Source organism: Paenibacillus borealis, assembly GCF_000758665.1.
In the GTDB taxonomy this organism is placed as follows: domain Bacteria; phylum Bacillota; class Bacilli; order Paenibacillales; family Paenibacillaceae; genus Paenibacillus_AQ; species Paenibacillus_AQ borealis.
On sequence record NZ_CP009285.1, the window covers coordinates 8,047,414 to 8,065,399 of the forward strand.

Here is a 17,986-nt window from a genome sequence, read left to right on the forward strand (position 1 = left end):
AACAAAGAGAACAGCCCTTATGCTGTTCTCTTACGCTGTCTGCCTTATTAGAAGCAGGTGAACGAGCTGACCCGGTTCAGATCAATGCCGAAGTACGTCCAGAAGAAACCGGTCCATCTAAACCCTGCAATTGAACTGCGTCCGACGAATATCGGGAAGAACCAGAATTGCTCACCGTTGTTCAGCCAAATGTAAGTGTTGCGGAACAGGCATCGTCTGATTCCCCCGGCGTCGATGGCGAATGTGGTAGCCGGCATTTGCGGTACGAATTGCGGTGGAGGGGCTGTCGGCGCTTGAACGCCTCCCGGTCCGCCTCCCGGAGGTCCCGGAGTCCCCGGAAATCCTCCGGGACCTCCACCTGGAAACCCAGGTCCTCCAGGTCCTCCCGGAACCCCCGGAAATCCGCCGCCGGTTCCCGGTGTTGGCAAAAATCCCATATGTGATCGCTCCCTTTCAAGTGAGTAGGCATAATCATCATATGCATTCGCGGAGAGGGTGCTTGGGCGGATGCCCATAGTAACATGCGCCTGACGTAATTTCAGACTTCACACAGAATAACCCCACAACTATCAAAAAAGAGCCGCACCCTCAGCGGGTGCAGCTCCTTATCCGTCATTCAGTCTTCAAGCTCCGTATATATTTGAAAGGTCACGCCGAATTTATCCGTTACATCACCAAACCCCGGACTGAAGGGTTCTTCTTTAAACGGCATATTGACCTGACCCTCCTGCCGCAAGGCTTCATAGATCCGCTTGGATTCTTCTACATCATTCGTTGTAATGCAGATAGTAACCCGTTTCCCGGTTTCGACAGGTGAACCGCCTGGAGCATCGGATAACATAAGCTCCGTACCTCCAACCTTTAGCTTGGCGTGTGCTACAAGACTCCTCAGATCGTCCGTGAATGTGCCCGGCATGTCCGGCATGTCACCGTAAGTCATCATAGAGAGGACTTGTGCGCCGATGGCTTGTTCATAGAACTGAATGGCTTCCTTTACCCGGCCCTCCAAAGTAATGTAAGGGGTAAGTTTTACCGTCATAAGATTGTTCCTCCTTGAGTTTGGATTGAACCCGCATTTGTGATTCATTAGTATAGACGATAAGGCCGCCGCAAACTCATCGGTCGATTGAAAAATTCTGCCTCGCCTCCAAATCTGCCGGTAATCCAAATCGCAGAAATAACTCAGGATCAATGAAATGATGGATATGAGTGATCTTTCCCTGTTTCAGCTCCGGAATATGAATGCTCCACGGAACTAAACGCCCATCCGGTCCGGCGGGTACATACTGGGCAAAAGCGGGGCAATCCCCATTAGCCTGGACCAGCAGCAATCTGGAGCCCAAACAATGGCTGCGTGTAATAGTGTAGAATGACGACAGATTAGAGCTGCCGCGAACCCACATCGTAAATGGCGGCATCGACAAGCTGCCGTTCTCGTGGAATAAGGCCAACAATGCATCAATATCATACTGTTCGAAGGCTTCCATATAACTTGCAAGCACTTGTTGATCTGCCTGGGCATCTCCCCCTTGTAACTCCTCGGACCGGAGATTGGAGCGGGCGATACCCGACCGGGCCCGTTGCACAGCACTGTTGACGGCTGCCGTGGTCATTCCCATCGCATGTGCTGCCTCGTTAGCCGACCACCGGAAGACATCAAGCAGGATCAGTACAGCGCGTTGCCGGGGCGGCAGTATTTGCAGGATTGCAATAAAGGATAACCGGACGGTCTCCCTGCTGACCACGATGTTGGCCGGGTCGGTAGCATTATCGGGGGCCGGCCATATCCAGGAATTCCGGGGCAAGCTGTCACTGGGCTCCTTAATAATAGCCGCGGGTTCAGAGAGATCCATCGGAAGTGCCCGCCGCTTGGCATTCCTCAGCCTGTCCAAGCAAACATTAGTGGCAATCCGGTACACCCAAGACTTACGCGAAGAATCCTGCCTGATCTGGTCCCAGCTCTGCCAGGCGCGGAGCAAGGTATCCTGCACAGCATCCTCTGCTTCAAAGATGGACCCCATCATCCGGTAACAATATCCGGTTAGTTCAGAGCGCAGCTCCTCAAGCATGTCTATTCCATGCTTTTGGCTCATATTACGTTTCCTCCTTTGGGGTCGGTTAGAGTTGCCGGAAGCGGATGCTGCTACTCGGCGGCTTCCGCCAGCCAGGCTTGCATAGCCGGAGAATCTGCATGGTTCAAGCGCAGGGCGATTTCAGTATTGATCTTGTCCGGCGGTATGACCTCGACAAGGACGCATATGGACTCCCGCGGTTGATTCAAGGTAAAAACACCTTGATCATCGAGCATTTTCATAGCCAGCTCCATCGCCTTCAGCCTCATATCAAACTCGCGGTTACCCTCGTCCTCTTCAAGCTCCCAGATGGAAGGGCGCTCCATAAACAATTGTTTGATGCCGCCAAAGTTCTCATCCCCGTAGCAACAATAGGGTGAATCGGCGTAGGACCATTTGATGAGCTCCGCAATCGTTGCTTCCGGCGCGCCGCTTTCTTCTCCTTGTCTGGCTGCTTCCCGCTCCAAAGCCTCCCATGACCAGGCGGAGAGACTTGGCGCATGTCCCTCGCCGGTAGTATATAGCGTACAGTAATAGTAACGTTCACCATTTTCAAAAAGAGTCCGAAAAGACGTTCTGGCAGCATCGGCAATCGCTAACGCCAGCGACTCCATTTCTTGCATCGGCTTCATGACATGACTCTCCTTTCCGTTAGCCGGGCAGCACCCAGATGATCAGTTATTGTCTGCAACCGCTTCGCACCCATTCGACAAGAGCCACTGCTCCATAACGGCAAACGCCTGCTCTGCATCCTGTTCATAGAAGACGGCCACCTCTTGCTGGTAGGCATAATTTAATCGTACATAGCCGCCCAGCTGCCTATAGAACAGGAAGCAGGCATAGGCATTCTCAATGGACAAATCCGGCGGAAATTCCTTTTGGCATAATTCGGCCAGTCCGGGCAGCGTAAGCAGTCCCTGCCCTTGGGGCAAACGCAGAAAGTGATGGCTCCGGGTACCCGTCCACGGTTCATAATAGACGGGCTCCTCCTTGCTTCTCCCATACACCTGGCGATATATTTCGTCCAGCACCAAGGCGTACATCGCTTCATCTTCCGGCTCCCGTGCCTGCAGGGAAATCGCCTCTACACGTTCCGCGTGCCGGGGCAGCCAGAGCAGACCGGCCATCCGGGGATGCACGGCCAGAAAATCACCATCCACCGTTGTGCCTATAACAATACACTCGCCAATCTGCTCTTCAGTAATGGGACTCTCTTCGTCATGCTCCCATAACCCGTACTCCGCAAAAGGCTTAAGCACCTCCGCATCCGGAAACTGGACATTCATCCACCCTCTATAAGTCCCTTCACCGAATCGCTGCAAGAACCGAAGGTAGGCTGGTGGATACACAGTAGCAGCTTCCTTCGCAAGCACCTGGTTCTGGCCCTCAGACAGCGGTTTAGGCCGGGATACGATGTACATAAATACTTCCCCCTTTATTGATAACCCAGTGCCGCTAAGGATTGTTGTATTTCCCGGTCTGCTTTACTTTTGAACGTTGCAAACTCTACGGAGGATAATGAACCCGGAAGTTTCTGATGGATAAAGGAATCATAATCTATCGCTGTTCCGAGAATGCGAAGGGTGTTCAGCGAAGGCAGCTGGTCCATTCCCGCCAGACGGGTTAAGCCCTTACAATTCCGGATCGACAGCTCCTCCAGTGCCTTCATTTCCTGGTCAAAGCTGATTTCCTGCAGCTGGATTTGATCCTCAATCACAAGTCTATTCAGACCTTGAAAGGCCGTAATATTGGACAGGTCATGAAAGCCCCGGACCCGGGTGATCTCCAGATTCCCGATGGTATTCTCTTCAATTTCCTGAATATGCTCCCGGCCTCCAAGCAGAATGCGCAGATGCTCCAGCTTCCTCAGCCGGTTAACGAAATGCAAAGGCAGCTTGCTGACCGAATGCAGCGCGAGATAATTCAAGTCCTCCAGATGACCTATAGCATCAAGATTTTTAACCTTGCCCCCTACATGAAGCTCTTCCAGATCAGAGTACTCTTTGAAATGTTGGAGGTTGAGCATCTTTTTATCCGACATAATGGTTAATTTATTCAGAGTGCGCAACGTATCAAGCCCCAGAATTTCCGGGTTCTCCAGCTCGTATATGCCTATACTTAGACTGCGCAGGTGCTCCAAGTGGTCCAAGGCATCGGTGCGATGGGCCTGAGTGAGGCTATCGAGGTGCAGCATTTTGACATTAGGGACCCGCAAGAGCGTATGACAATCAAAAGACAGCGAATAGTGGGCATAGAAGCGAACTCCGAAATTCTCATCCCAGCGCGCACAAAGCTCATCCACTTCTTCCAAGATGGAGCCATAGAACTCGGGGTGAGAGAACTGTACAATGACCTGGTTACCTTCGCGCAAATCCTGCTCCATCTGTATCCGGTCCAGCGTAGCCGGATTATTGATCAGAATCCGTTTTTTCCATATTTTCCGCATTCGGGAATCCTCCTGTTTACCACAGCTCATCTATCTTCAAAATTCATATTTCTTGAAGCGTTCTCCGAGCGTTTCTTCGTACGGGACCCACTCCCAATCGCACCATAAAGACATGCCTGTGAGCTCTGACAGCTTATCTACGGCTTGTTCCGGGCTTGTAATCCCAATAAAGCCGTCAAAATCCTCATGGCGGATATTCAGCGTCCGCTGCAAGTAGTCATCATTGATATGCTCTTCCCCGAGTTGTTCATATTCATCCCTCGTCCACTGCTCACAAAAGATCCTTTCAGCCTGAATGTTCCCATTCTCGAACAACGACAACTCGAATATCTCCTCATTTATATATCCGGCAGTCATCACTGGCTCTTGGGTAAGCAGGGACAGCGTTCTGCCGATCTCCTTCACCGTACCCCATACAAAATAGTCGTGAAGCACGCTGATCCAGTTCTCATTGCTTTTGCTTACGTACATGACAACCTTGCTCTCCGGAGCTCTGTCATTTGACTTGCCTAACACTGAAGCATGCCCTTCGCTTAGCTCCCTTAAAGCTTCGACAGTCTTCTCAAGATTGTTCGACTTGATATGCAAATTTGCAAATGATCTCCCCACGGGGTGAACCCCTCCTTCGTTTTCCTCAGCTGTTCAGTAATCGCGCGCTGCATCGAACCAACGCTGGGCCATCTCCTCTGTTATAGGCTGGCCAATTCGATGTTCAGACTGGCTGAGCTGCCATACCGCTTCGCTAAGGTCTTCCCGTTCTGTGGTTTCGATGCCTTTGAGGGTATTGAAGCGTACGGTAAAAGCAGTAATGGCAGCCTCTGCATCGTCAAAGTTGCGGGCCTTCGCTAACGCTGCCTGGGCAGCGCTGTAAGCTTCGTTAGCCAGCTTAGCCAGACGTTTAGGCCAGGACGAGAACGGGCGGCCATACTCGGCCGTCCACCACTCCGGCTTTCGCAATTGGCTCACCGAAGCATGCTCGGTCCACGGGCGGGTGTTAGCGCGTGCTTTCATTTGCTGCCTGAGGCGCTTGCCCGCAATCTCTTCCACATTGTAGGCGATAAATCTTTCGAGCTGCGGCCAGGCATCCAGAGGCGGCAAATCTCCCAAATCAGGCATGAAACGCAGCTCCAGATTTCTTAACCGGACATGACGGGCCAACAGGTCCAGGCCGCAGAAGTTCCCCCACAAGCTCAGTGAGGCAAGGTTCGGGAACCGGTCCAGACACTCCAGCGAGATGGGCTGCCCCAGCGGCGCATTCTGTAGCGTCAGGCTTGTCACTTGGTGCAATTCACCCAGGCCAGGCAGCAGGAACGGAGCATCATTCCTGCGCCGGCTGGTATGTGGCGCCAGTGTCAGAGAAGATGGTACACCGCCCGTGGCCGACAAGTGTGATAGATTACCGGACACACTCAGGCGGAAATCCCGCTCCGGAAGCCGCAGGCTCAGGTGACCCCCGGACGGGTCCAGCTCGATATGCAAGCCATGAATAATAGACTGGCTGGCATCTGCTGCCATGTCTGCAGACAGGATTGGCGCCCACGTCAGCTCTTCAATTGGACGTTTCCGCGCCCAGTCAAAGAAGCCCGTATTATCTCCTGTATAGTGTAGAAATCGCGGCCAGGGCGAGCCGGCCGGCGTGGCGAAAGGATCGAACACAGTCCAATCGATCTGCGCATCAGGCTCAACATGAAGATCTGCTTTCTTTCCCAATAACGCAGGTCCAATGGAAAGGCTGCCCACGCCGGGTTGAATGGCAAGAGTATGACTGCGGGGCCCTGACAGATCGATGGGATAACGGCCAACTTCTCTAACAGACCCAGCAGGAGGACGTGCTTGGTTATCACCATTCATAGAAATTATCCTCGATCAATTCCTCGAAAGAGTCTGCTAATAGCTTGCTCTCCCCGCTATCGTGATAACAGATGGTAACCTTCCCTGCCGGATCAATGAGTATCGGATCGCCGGAGCCATCCATGGAAATAACATAACAGGTTGCTAGAAGCTCTGCAAAAGGATGGTTCTTAAATTGCTCCCGGAACCCAAGCGTCAAATCAACAACGGTTTCGTTCCCGAGGCTAGAGCCATTCGAAAATGCATGTATTGCAAGACCTGCATATGCTCCCCCAAACATTTTGATAAAGTCTATGTAGTCCTCATGAAAGCTTACATTCAGCTGCTGCTGTGCCTTAACGATTTCCTCTGGGCTCGCCGGAATGCCTAGTAGTGTTCTATTATCCTCCCGGTGGAGAAAAACTTCCAATCGCTTCATTAACGCATCCTTCATAGATAATCTCCTTCCAGCCACAGGTAAGATTCGCGCCTCTGGCTACAGTCATACTAATTATATAAACTGTATGGCGCTCTTTTCACCTTTTTTGGCAAAGGCAGCATTATTACGTATAATCGCCATAAGAGCTATGCATCAGAGGAGGATCTATGTTGAACAAGAAGTCACTCATTGCAAGATGGAACGATGACCAGCTTAATGAAGTGAACCGGCTACTCGCCGCTGTTACAGGCAAACCTAATCTGCATCAAAAAGACCGCTCTTTTCCATCCTCCCCCTATGGACAAAATGAGGCTGGGCTTGAGGATTACCGGGGAGTTACCCTGACGGAGACCATACAATACCTGACAGTAGAGGGTGCCGATCTGTCTTATGCACGTTTCGATGACTCTGCAAGCTTGAACACCTCAACCTTTACAAATTGTTGCTTTGATGGAGTCAAACTGGATAGCAGATATGTGACTCACACCTTCAGCCACTGTTCTTTCCGGGGAGCCAAGCTGAATAATGCCAGGATCAGCAAGGAGTTTAATGATTGCGATTTTACAGGCTGCAACTTAAGTAAAGTGATAGCGAACGATGTATCGTTCACACGCTGCCGTTTTGCCAACGCTAACTTTCGCGGCGCCTTATTGTTGTATTGCCGGTTCGAGGAATGCAGCTTTGATGGAGCTTTCTTTCAGGACGGCTCGGTAGCCGGAAGCCGCTTTACGGGAGAGACAGGCCTGCTCCCTGTTTGGGGCAATACGATACTGGACAATGTCACAATCTATGAATGATGTCTGCTGGATCACTTATCTATCCTAATGGCCTCAATATTAAGCAAAACGCTACTGACAACGAAATGTCAGCAGCGTTTCAGCATTTTTTCGGCTTCCTCGTAAATCCTATTCCGCAACGACTCTGGTTCCACCACGCTTACATTCGCTCCCCAGCTCAGCACCCATTGTACCAAATCGGCCGGCTGGCGAACGCGTAAGATCACATCCAATCCTTCTTGATGCTCTTCCATATCCTCTATGAAATGATTGTTTGATTTCTTCACTTTATCCGCCACGTCATAATCGAATCGAAGGTGAACTCTCAGATGCCGGTCATCTGAAGGCTGATATTCACTTAAGTTAAAATCGGCCGGCCGTTCGAATCGCTCTTCCAATTCGGCAAGCCCAGTCATCCGGGATACATGGAAATGGCGAATGGCCTGCCGCAGATCGCAGTAGGCCACAAGCATCCACGATCCTTCTACCAGTACAAGACCATAGGGCGCAACGGTACGCTCACTATGGTGATCCCCCATAGAATCCGTGATTCCTTTTGAATAATGAAATCTGATCTTTCGCTCCTCTAATATCGCCAGACGGATCTTTTCGAAATACTTCCTTTCTTTTGACCGTGTAACCGGTTTGCCGGGAGCAAGCAGACGCAGCGCCTGGCGTATACGGGAGGTCTCATTGCGGACGCTCTCCGATAGAATGGCCTCGATTTTCCTGCGGGCAGACTTAGCTCTGGCACAATAATCATCATCAAATCGCTGCTCGATAAAGTCCGTTCCTATAAGCAAAGTCACGGCTTCTTCTACCGTGAAGCTGACCGGCGGCAGGAAATAGCCTTCCATTAAGGAGTACCCCATACCAGGGGCGCCTATAATCGGCACGCCGGCTTCGCTAAGCGCCTGAATGTCCCGATAAATGGTCCGCACACTCGTTTCAAACAGGCTCGCCAAATCTTCAGCCCGGACAACTCGCCTGCCTTGCAGCTCCAGCACAATGGCTAATAAGCGGTCGGTTTTATTCATTGGCTCCCCCTTTTTTTATTACGGCTAAGTTGTTAATAAATCTTCTTCAGCAGCCCAATTACTTCATCCAGGGTGAGGCCAAAGGATCTGTAGTACGAGGTGTCGCTCTCCATTTGCTTCAGGACCATTTCGTTGCGTATCCGCAGCATCTCCTCCTGCGAGAATTCGGCTACAAAACAGCCTTTACCTGTTACCGTATTGATCAGACCGCTCCGCTCAAGCTCTTCCCAGGCTTTCTTCACGGTGATGACACTGACATTCAGCTCCAGGGCTGCCTGCCGGATGGGCGGAAGACAATAACCGCTTTCCAGCTCGCCTTTCAGGATTTGTGCGCTGATCTGTTCGTACAGCTGCTGATAAATCGGTTTCTCGGATGTATTCGAGATCGTTACATTCATAATATCTCCACTTTCAGGAATCTCTTTACGGCAATCTTATAGGCAATTAGCGTACATGCAATGAAAATGATAATACCCGCGATCAGAATGGATAGCTGCAGCGCCGTATTATCCGTCCCGGAGCCATAGAAAATATTATTTACCCAAGAATTTTGGATTCCCAACCATTGAGCCCCTCCGGCAAATAGTATGGCAGCCGTGGTGGATGCGGTCGTTGCCGCGCCATACTTATACGACGTCTTGTAGTACATAGATATAAATAGGATGTTGAAGATCGCCAGCATGATGAAGCATAATCCCCAAAACCCCATATGCGGCGGATAAAAGATGTAATTCAGATGAGGGTACAGGCGAAACGTAAATATACTGAAGATCATCGCGATGACAAGATGCATAAGCTCAAGAATAACCACCACGGTTATCCGGGACTTTACGATGTCTGTTTTGGTCACGGGCATCATCGTACTAAACATCAGATCATTCTGACTCTTGAATCCGCCAAACATGTTCGGTACCGTTAAGAAGCAGAAATACAGCGGGACGAGAAAATAGACCCAGCCGGGGATAAGCATTAAGCCGCCTAAAATAAAGGGTAATGCGAAGAACCAGGGGTTTACGCCTAATTTCAAATCCTTCATCACCAAATTATACATATACAGCCTCCTTTTTCGCAAAGTAGATCATGATTTCATCTAGGCTCGGCGTGGTTGCCCTCAGGCTGGAGGATGGATCAATGTCTTTGGTATGAATCAGTCCGGTAAAGCCGAACGAGTTGATTTTGTAGGAAATCAACTGCTCCTTCACTTCGCCCAACTGGGCTTCGCTGCCGCTGAGCAAACGGTAGGATTCCTTTAATTCGTTTTTCTCGGAGCTGGCAATAATTCGCCCTTGTTCAATGAAGGTTATATAATCCGCACATCGTTCTAAGTCGGAGGTAATATGCGTAGAGAAAAGAATGCTGATCTCGCCGCCAATGATGAGCTCCTGAAAGATATCGAGCAGATCGTCTCTTGATACAGGATCGAGTCCGCTGGTCGGTTCATCCAGGATGAGCAGCTTTGCGCCATGCGATAGAGCAAGGGCCAAGCTGTACTTTACCTTCATCCCTCTTGACAGCTCCGCTATTTTCTTATTCTCGTCCAGCTTGAATCTCTTGAGATAATTGTAGTAAGTTTCATCATTCCAATGCTTATAGAACTTCTTGGTGATATCGGTCAGCGTCTTGATCTTGCTGCGTGTATAGAAATCAATATCACCGAATGCGCATCCAATTTCCTGCTTCAATTCAATTTCGTGTTCAGCGATGCTCTTGCCAAGAATGTATACCTCGCCGCTATCGGCTTGAACCATGTTCAAGATCGATTTGATTGTGGTCGTTTTTCCGGCGCCATTGGCCCCGATGAAACCCATAATGTAGCCCTTCTCCAATTGAAAAGATACATCCTTGATCTGAAATTGCGGATATCTTTTATTTAAATTCCGGATATCTAATGCCAGCATACCATACCTCCTCAGGAAATTGTGTATTCCGTGTATACACAATGTATCACGAGGTTTTGACAAAAGTCAATCAGTACATAGCACAGAACTGCCTGAGGACTGGCTTATGCGGCGTGAACCGGGGATGTATCCTTCTGCTTGCGCCGAAAGAACGGCTTACCTTTCGACCACTGGATGAACGGCCGCTCTATGGCATAATAAGAAATTACCGCTGCCGCATACGAGATTACGATGACGGTTACACTGATGCCGAGCCAGCGCCATACGTCCCTAACCCCGGAATGGTGATAATCCTCTATTCCGTACTTCTCGATTAACGTAATGAACAGATAGTGCCAAATATACAGGCCGAACGAAATCTTCGCGGTAAACCGGAAAAAACGGTTATCCAGTAAGCGCCCGACGATCACGCTGAACGGTGCCGACAGCAGCACGATTCCGAACAAAATGGCATAAGCCGGGAAGTAATAGGGCTGGTGCTGGAGGCTGAAGTCAAATTCGCCCTGGTGGCGCATACGCCAGATCAGCAAACCGGCAAGACCCAAAGCGGCAGCACCGGCTACATCGAACACCCCGAGCTTACGCAGCCGCTCCACCCTAGCACCAAGCTGCATAATTGCAGTCGTTATGCCTGCGGCCAGGATGCCGATCGAGAAATGGCCGAAGAATCCGACCGGATTGTAATTCGGCATCCAGAATTTCGCACCGCCAATCTGACCATATTGCCAGCCCCGGCCCTGCTGGCTTGGCGTAAACCACTGATGAATGAGAGCGTTTGCGGCTAGCAAGAGTCCAAACGTGACAATCCAGAACAAGACCGCTTTGCCGAACGAACGCCGCTTGCTGAGCACAAACAATACAGCCATAAACAAAGGCATAAGCATGTAGCTGAACACCTCGAAGCTGATCGACCAGAACGGCCCGTTCAAATCGGACGGAAAAAACGTTGTGTAGTGGAAGCCTGACGTAAACGTGAAGCCTGTAATGATTCGCCGCCACAAGAACTCCGTAGGAATGTCCAGCCTCCATACGAGCAACAGACAGACCAGGAAGGAAGCATAGAAGCCGGGCATAATTCTTGCAGCACGGCGCACTGCATACGTCCGGATAGATGGATACGGCTCTTTATTTAAGTAAGCGCTCCAGAAGGGGAACGACAGCAAAAAACCGCTTAACAGGAAAAACAAGCTGACCCCGCTGTTTCCAAGCAAAAAAACCGACTGCACTTCTTGAACCCAAGACTTTTGTGCGGGCATCGCCAGCTTTTGTGACAGATGATGCAGGATGACGGACAGGCAAGCGATCGCACGAATACCATCCGCTCCTGCTAAGCGGGTACGGCCTAACTGAATATTTGACATCAGCTACATTCCCTCTTTCCCTCAAATAAACATGGATTCCAGGCACTCATATCTTTCCATAAATTATAGAAAAATCCTTCAACGGTTCTAGAGAAAATTAAGCGCACAAAAAAAGAACCTTCCTCACCGGGAAAGTTCTCAGGCTGTTCTTATGAATGCTTTACCTTAATTTGCTGCACAGGCTCCCCTGGTCCATTAGTCAGACCGAGCGATGCTGCTGCCGAAGCATGAATTTCGTTCAATACCGCTGTGTTTGCCGATAGGGATATGCCGTAGGAAGGAATCATTCGTTTGATCTTCGGCTCCCAGGCCTCAATATGCTGCGGGAAGCATTTGCTGAGGACCTCCAGCATGACCGAAACGGCGGTAGAAGCCCCCGGAGAAGCGCCGAGCAGTGCGGCTATGGAGCCATCGGCGCTGCTGATCACCTCCGTGCCAAATTGAAGCGTACCTTTGCCGGCAGCCGTATCTTTAATAATCTGCACCCGCTGGCCCGCCACCACCAGCTCCCAATCCTCGGTTTTCGCTTCCGGAACAAATTCCCGCAAAGCTTCCATCCGCTGCTCTTTGGACAGCATGACCTGCCCGATCAAATATTTGGTCAATTGCATATTCTTTGCGCCTGCCGCCAGCATCGTGACGAGATTATCCGGCTTAACGGAGGTTATCAGATCAAACATCGAACCGAACTTCAGGAATTTGGGCGAGAAGCCGGCAAACGGTCCGAAGAAAAGCGATTCCTGCTTGTCGATCACCCTTGTATCCAGATGCGGAACAGACATGGGAGGCGCACCCACCGCTGCTTTACCGTATACTTTGGCATGATGCTGCGCCACAATCTCCGGCTTCCGGCACACCATAAATAGTCCGCTTACCGGGAATCCGCCAATCCCTCTGCCCTCCGGAATACCGGATTTCTGCAGCAGATGCAGGCTCCCGCCTCCGCCCCCGATGAAGACGAATTTCGCTGTATGGCGCTCAGCAGCGCCGTTAGCATTACGTACCTTGAGTTCCCAGGACCCGTCCTTAGTGCGCTTAAGGTCCTCAACCTGATGGTTGAACCGGATATCGACGTTGTTGCTCTGCAAGTGGCCGAACAGGCTGCGTGTCAAAGCGCCAAAGTTAACATCCGTTCCCGATTCCATTCGGGTGGCCGCCACCGGCTGGCCGAGTGTCCGGTTCTTCATCATAAGCGGCATCCATTTCATCAGCTGCGCCGGATCAGCGGAGAATTCCATGCCTTGAAACAGCGGATGCCTTGAAAGCGCTTCAAATCTTTTTTGTAAAAAGGTTACGTCTGTCTGTCCTTCTACAAAGCTCATATGTGGTACGGGTACGATAAATTCCTGCGGATCTTGTATTCGTCTGCTGTTCACCAGATAAGACCAGAATTGCTTCGAGAACTGAAACTCCTCATTCACCTTAATAGCCTTGCTAATATCGATAGATCCATCCGGCTGCTCCGTGGTGTAATTAAGCTCGCATAATGAAGAATGCCCCGTTCCCGCATTGTTCCATTCATTGGAGCTCTCCTCCCCGGCACCAGCGCGCCGCTCAAACACAGTGATTCTCCAATCAGGCACTAGTTCCTTAAGCAGTGAACCAAGTGTTGCACTCATGATTCCGGCACCAATTAAAATCACGTCTGTTTTGGTTTGTTGGTTGCTCATATTCTACCGTCCTTCTACCCTACGATTTGCAGGAAGGATGCAGGCACTCCTGCTTTGGCACGCTTGACTTAGCCACATACCTGCTTGGGATCAATCCTGATCTTAGTGTATCACTATTGAATATAAATTTTAAGATTTATCTAATATTTTATGAAAACAATGTTTATGGAAAAGCTATGAATTACTTATAATCATTTAAGGGTCCTTCATCCATTATAACCTCTACCATATTTGAAGGTCCCATCCTGAGACTAGGCCTAAACTCTGAATTCGGTCTGCTGTAAAGCTCCAACGGGCTTATAATAACGCCAGCTGGCGTATTATGAAGTATTCCCGGCACACAGGTGTAAATCGTATCATTATTATTTGCATTCTTGGCGGTTATCGTAACGGAGGTGCCATTATGATTATCAATACTCATGGACACCTTATATCTGTAGAATGAGCCGGTTCCATTGGATTGAGCGGAATAAACCACAGGCACAACTGCAAGAATATCATCTTTTAATCTTAATTTGATAACCTCTGTCTTCGTTGATTGGCTGCTTCTCCCGACATCGCCCGTATGTTCCACTGTACCGTTACCATAATTTTTGAGAGGAGGTGTTCCTTCCGCCCCAAACATAGCTACATCAATCTGCTTACCATTCTTTGTGTAGACTAAAGCATAGATATCATAATCCGTCCCCGTCTTCCAAGAGACAGTAGCCGTAATTTCTGGTGTTTTATCAATAATAACGGGCTTTTGCCCTTTATCGAGGTTTATCTTACCCTTTACCTTTTCAAGGTTTATGGATGACTTCGTGTATTGATTATCTTTATTATCAGGAATTGCTATCGCCGCGGGAGCAGGTTCAGGGGCAGATTCAGGTTCAACCTCAACACCATAATTTTTACATAACCCTTCAAGCCCGGAATCAAATCCGCGCCAGATTGATTTTGCTTTTGTCTGCCCATTCCTTAGGTATAATTCCAATACTACGACTCCATTTTCGTTGGTGAAGCTGGATGGTGATAACTGAATCATCGTATTGCCGGTGCTTATCTCTGCTGTTAGATTCTTTACATTCGAAAATCCGGTGTTATTATCCTCTGTCAGAGTTATAGCTATCTTAGTAATACCTTCAGGGACTTTACCCATGTCGAAATTCATTTTATGAACTTTTGTATTGCCTATTGTCTCGGATGGTACAAGAGTAGCTACACCTGACGAACTTGCGGGTTGATTATAAAAGATGATTCCGCTATCCCCTTGTACCTTGTCGGAATCCGTTAACAGGAATGCTGTTAAAGATATATCGATTAAAGCAGAGATTTCATGGCTAATCGTAACACTGCCTTTGGCGGTACTTAAGGTTATATTGGCTCCCATCTGAAGAAATTGATTCACTTCAGTCACTCCATTCTATTAATGGTTTGTATTCAAGTTGACTATCTAATATATTACCACAAGATGGAAATCAAAATTCCTTGATAACTATCCGCGCAAGCCTCATTAGCTTATTTACCAAAAAAACGGCTGGCCAGGTTCCCCTGATCCAGCCGTTTTTCGATTATTTTAATATTACATTATCGATCAGTACTGCCGTATCGAAGACACTGTCACCTTGATCCCAAACATGGAACCGGAGGACAATGGAGCCCTTGCCGGCAAATTGGCTTACATCAAATTGTACATGCTTCCAATTCGTCATGTAGGCTGTGTCATCCCCGCCGTAGAAATCAATCGCTACCTTGTTCTCATCAATCCAATAGGCCGTGGATTCATTAATCGATTCAGTGCCGACAATAACGGACTCACTGCCGTAGACACTGGAGGTTACTGTATTCCCGCCATTCAAGTGAGAGGTAATGAGGGAAGCCGTGTTGATGTATACACTGGAAGTTACCGTTGCTCTGAACGTATCATTGTATTTGGTTCCAACGTATTCCTTAGGCTCCTCAGAAATGAAATTGTAATCAAACGATAGGGTTGTTGCTCCCTCCGGAACAATGAAGCTTTGCTCGATATAACTATCCGAATTGTAGTCATACCCTCCCTGATCATTGTTTTCAAACCCAAGACCTGTGCTTATAATAGCCATGTAGTTCCCCTCTGTCGGCTTAAGCGGCCCCAGCTTGGAGATTACCCGGACATCGCCGTTTCCATTCCAGCCGGTCCAATTCCCGTTTTCAAAGGTTCCGTTGATGATTCCTTCGGTCTTAGTGCCAATGCTGCTTCCTTTCATGACGAATGCTGCCAGCCCGTCGTTTGCTCCATGGGCAGCCACTGCTGCCTGGAAGGCTTCTTCGGTTGTCATGTTATCATCGTTTAAGGCGGTGAATACGGATGTAGCAATTGCCTGATCATAAGCAAGCTTTACATAACCGGTATATCCATAATAAGTGCTGGCACCATTGTTGATGAAGGCATCTGCCATAGAATCGTTGTATGCGCTGCGGCAGCTGCCATTATATACGATGGTGTCAGGAAGCATATCGTTGTAACGTGTAATAAAAGAAGGTGTAATAGCATAATAACCGGATATAATAGCCAGTCTTCCCTTTTTCAAGTCCAGCTCATATGCCTTTTTATTCTCGTTTGTTGCCTTTTCTCCTGTCAGGAACATCACTTGCGGTCCGGCATATTTGAAATCAATGCCGTATTTATTATGGAGTTTCTGGAGCACTATTTCATCATAGTAAGTATCTCCGTGGCTATCCAAGACTACAACTCCATACTGATTCAGTCCTTTAAAGAAGTTAACGCCCGCTGCGGTGTCCTTTACTCTTTCCACAAGGAAAGGGTAACTCGACTGGTCGAAGCTATGATATACAGCATCATAAACGGTCGAAGATGGAAGTGTGCCAGAAAACGGAGAAATCACAGCAACCCGCTGGCTTCCTATAGTGGCTACGGTTTGTTCCACGTCTTGCGTTAACGCTTCAGCCGTCAATGCATTACTGGACGCAGCCTCTTCTACAGTGTTGCTTAACCCTTTGGTATTCTCAGGAGCAGCGGATATCCCCCCTAGAATTCCGTTGTCCAGCAGATACCAGATACTTCCTCCCTCACCCGAAACCCCGGCATGCTCTACTTCGTCTTGAGTTTGAAGCCAAGCCACCGTTTCTTCCTTGGCTTGTTGCAGATTACCATATGAAGCAGCCAGTTGATCCAGCTTACTCTGTGTATTATTCTCAATGACAACCGTTTGTGCAAGCTGTTCATCCGTAAGATGCTTCAGTACAGATAATTTAAAGACTGCACTGCTTGGCACATCTCCAGCAAACGCCTGCAGATTTATGTAGCCCTCCGTACTTTCGTTCAATACTGCTTTGCCACTGTAAAGTCCGTCTGCCGCAAGACTGTCTCCATGGACTTCCAATCCATCATCGTATAGCGGGCTAATCTGCGAAATCACTTTGCCGCTGTCATCTACCTGGTAGACACTAGCGATTACCGTTTCTGCCGCATTAATCGATGAGCGGAATATAACTTCTGTGGACTCTTCCACATAAATGGCATCTGTACTCTCCCCCTCCACCACAACCTGGAGCGTGTTTGCCGGTGCCGGAATAGCCGGTGTCGGCGTCGGGGTGGGTGTCGGTGTCGGAGTTGGTGTCACCGGTGCCGGGGTTACTGGTTCAGGCGTCGCTGGCACTGGGGTTGCCGATGCCGGCGTTCCCGGAGCCGGTACTGTCACAGACGTCCCACGGTCAGTTGGTACCGGGGTGACAGCAGGGGTGACAGCAGGGGTAACCTCAGGATTCTTGCCCTTATTCGTCTCTTCAGCAAGAAGCTGTTTGGATTTCTCGACATATACTGACTTATTGGTTGTGAACTCATAAGCCAGACGAGCCAGAGCCTGGCGCTCCGCACGTTCTTTCGGTTTGAATTTCAGCGTGCCGTCACTGCCTTGGACTCCGTTAATGAAACCATTTTTGAAGGCAAGGGATACTTGCGCTTTTGCCCATTCGGACACCTCTGAGATATCCGACAGCTTGCTGTCAACCGGAAGCTTCTTCGCCGTTTCATCCAATTCGAATGCCCGGATGAAAAATACGACCAGCTCCTCACGGGTGACATTTGAATTCGGACTGAAGGTAGTCGCCGATGTACCCTCCGTGATGCCAGCCTTTACCAATGCACCTACATAACCGCGATACCAGCTGTTCGCAGCAATGTCTTTAAACGGTGCAGCTTGATCACCATTTACTTCCAGCCCGAGCGACAGGACTATGATTTTTGCCAGTTCGGCGCGTGACATAGCCTTGTTCGGTTTAAAAGAGTTATCTTCATATCCTGAGATAATTCCCGCTTCCGATAATGATTGAATCTCCTTTTGTGCATAAGAGCCTGTGATGTCCTTGAACTGCACAACCGCACCAAACACCATATTTGGCGTAAGGGTGCTTAATAACAGGGCAAACACAATCATCAGACTGAGTTTACGGCGTGCTGCTTGGAATAACATTGT

The 17,986-nt window shown here is 49.3% G+C and carries 18 protein-coding genes; 1 reads left to right on the top strand and 17 read right to left on the bottom strand.

The annotated features are described in order from the left end of the window. Nucleotides 1-47: 47 nt before the first annotated feature. The 9 genes from PBOR_RS34285 to PBOR_RS34325 form a co-directional block, all read right to left on the bottom strand. The gene (locus PBOR_RS34285) at nt 48-437 is read right to left on the bottom strand and encodes a hypothetical protein (RefSeq protein WP_042218580.1); all 390 of its coding nucleotides are present in this window, start codon (nt 435-437) and stop codon (nt 48-50) included. Nucleotides 438-616: 179 nt separating this feature from the next. Further along, nucleotides 617-1,039 carry a VOC family protein gene (locus PBOR_RS34290; RefSeq protein ID WP_042218581.1) on the bottom strand — a complete coding sequence of 141 codons (423 nt, stop codon included), beginning with the start codon at nt 1,037-1,039 and terminating at the stop codon, nt 617-619. A 76-nt stretch (nt 1,040-1,115) separates the two neighbouring features. Then, nucleotides 1,116-2,168: a sigma-70 family RNA polymerase sigma factor gene (locus tag PBOR_RS34295; RefSeq protein WP_281192362.1), complete on the bottom strand. Its 1,053-nt coding sequence runs from the start codon at nt 2,166-2,168 to the stop codon at nt 1,116-1,118. Continuing rightward, on the bottom strand, nt 2,144-2,704 hold the full coding sequence (locus tag PBOR_RS34300; protein WP_042218583.1) for a DUF4303 domain-containing protein: 561 nt from the start codon (nt 2,702-2,704) through the stop codon (nt 2,144-2,146). Before PBOR_RS34300 ends, PBOR_RS34295 begins: the two co-directional genes overlap by 25 nt. 42 nt (nt 2,705-2,746) lie before the next feature. Beyond that, the gene (locus PBOR_RS34305; RefSeq protein WP_042218584.1) at nt 2,747-3,493 is read right to left on the bottom strand and encodes a hypothetical protein; all 747 of its coding nucleotides are present in this window, start codon (nt 3,491-3,493) and stop codon (nt 2,747-2,749) included. A gap of 14 nt (nt 3,494-3,507) precedes the next feature. Then, complete coding sequence (locus PBOR_RS34310) at nt 3,508-4,518, bottom strand: hypothetical protein (protein ID WP_042218585.1); 1,011 nt, start codon at nt 4,516-4,518, stop codon at nt 3,508-3,510. 36 nt (nt 4,519-4,554) lie between these two features. After that, on the bottom strand, nt 4,555-5,127 hold the full coding sequence (locus tag PBOR_RS34315) for a hypothetical protein (protein ID WP_042218586.1): 573 nt from the start codon (nt 5,125-5,127) through the stop codon (nt 4,555-4,557). A 33-nt stretch (nt 5,128-5,160) separates the two neighbouring features. Continuing rightward, entirely contained in the window at nt 5,161-6,369 is a 1,209-nt protein-coding gene (locus tag PBOR_RS34320) for a hypothetical protein (protein ID WP_042218587.1), read from the bottom strand. Beyond that, nucleotides 6,359-6,802 carry an SMI1/KNR4 family protein gene (locus tag PBOR_RS34325; RefSeq protein ID WP_042218588.1) on the bottom strand — a complete coding sequence of 148 codons (444 nt, stop codon included), beginning with the start codon at nt 6,800-6,802 and terminating at the stop codon, nt 6,359-6,361. Before PBOR_RS34325 ends, PBOR_RS34320 begins: the two co-directional genes overlap by 11 nt. A 152-nt stretch (nt 6,803-6,954) precedes the next feature. On the opposite strand from PBOR_RS34325, the gene PBOR_RS34330 reads away from it, so the two are divergent. Beyond that, nucleotides 6,955-7,584, top strand: a complete 630-nt coding sequence (locus PBOR_RS34330) for a pentapeptide repeat-containing protein (RefSeq protein WP_245647988.1) — start codon at nt 6,955-6,957, stop codon at nt 7,582-7,584. Between the two features lie 68 nt (nt 7,585-7,652). Here PBOR_RS34330 and PBOR_RS34335 read toward each other — a convergent pair whose 3' ends face one another. The 8 genes from PBOR_RS34335 to PBOR_RS34370 all read right to left on the bottom strand — a co-directional run bounded on the left by PBOR_RS34335 (nt 7,653) and on the right by PBOR_RS34370 (nt 17,983). Beyond that, complete coding sequence (locus PBOR_RS34335) at nt 7,653-8,600, bottom strand: helix-turn-helix transcriptional regulator (protein WP_042218590.1); 948 nt, start codon at nt 8,598-8,600, stop codon at nt 7,653-7,655. A gap of 32 nt (nt 8,601-8,632) precedes the next feature. Next, the gene (locus PBOR_RS34340; RefSeq protein ID WP_042218593.1) at nt 8,633-8,998 is read right to left on the bottom strand and encodes a GntR family transcriptional regulator; all 366 of its coding nucleotides are present in this window, start codon (nt 8,996-8,998) and stop codon (nt 8,633-8,635) included. Next, complete coding sequence (locus PBOR_RS34345) at nt 8,995-9,651, bottom strand: ABC-2 transporter permease (RefSeq protein ID WP_042218594.1); 657 nt, start codon at nt 9,649-9,651, stop codon at nt 8,995-8,997. Before PBOR_RS34345 ends, PBOR_RS34340 begins: the two co-directional genes overlap by 4 nt. Next, the gene (locus PBOR_RS34350) at nt 9,644-10,498 is read right to left on the bottom strand and encodes an ABC transporter ATP-binding protein (RefSeq protein ID WP_042218597.1); all 855 of its coding nucleotides are present in this window, start codon (nt 10,496-10,498) and stop codon (nt 9,644-9,646) included. The genes PBOR_RS34345 and PBOR_RS34350 overlap by 8 nt, the downstream gene beginning before the upstream one ends. Before the next feature lie 104 nt (nt 10,499-10,602). Beyond that, entirely contained in the window at nt 10,603-11,859 is a 1,257-nt protein-coding gene (locus PBOR_RS34355) for an acyltransferase family protein (RefSeq protein WP_042218598.1), read from the bottom strand. Between the two features lie 149 nt (nt 11,860-12,008). After that, complete coding sequence (locus PBOR_RS34360) at nt 12,009-13,529, bottom strand: malate:quinone oxidoreductase (RefSeq protein ID WP_042218600.1); 1,521 nt, start codon at nt 13,527-13,529, stop codon at nt 12,009-12,011. A gap of 181 nt (nt 13,530-13,710) precedes the next feature. Further along, nucleotides 13,711-14,919, bottom strand: a complete 1,209-nt coding sequence (locus PBOR_RS34365; RefSeq protein ID WP_042218602.1) for a TerD family protein — start codon at nt 14,917-14,919, stop codon at nt 13,711-13,713. A 163-nt stretch (nt 14,920-15,082) separates the two neighbouring features. Further along, nucleotides 15,083-17,983, bottom strand: coding sequence for an S-layer homology domain-containing protein (locus PBOR_RS34370; RefSeq protein ID WP_042218603.1), 2,901 nt, complete (start codon nt 17,981-17,983; stop codon nt 15,083-15,085). Nucleotides 17,984-17,986 lie beyond the last annotated feature (3 nt).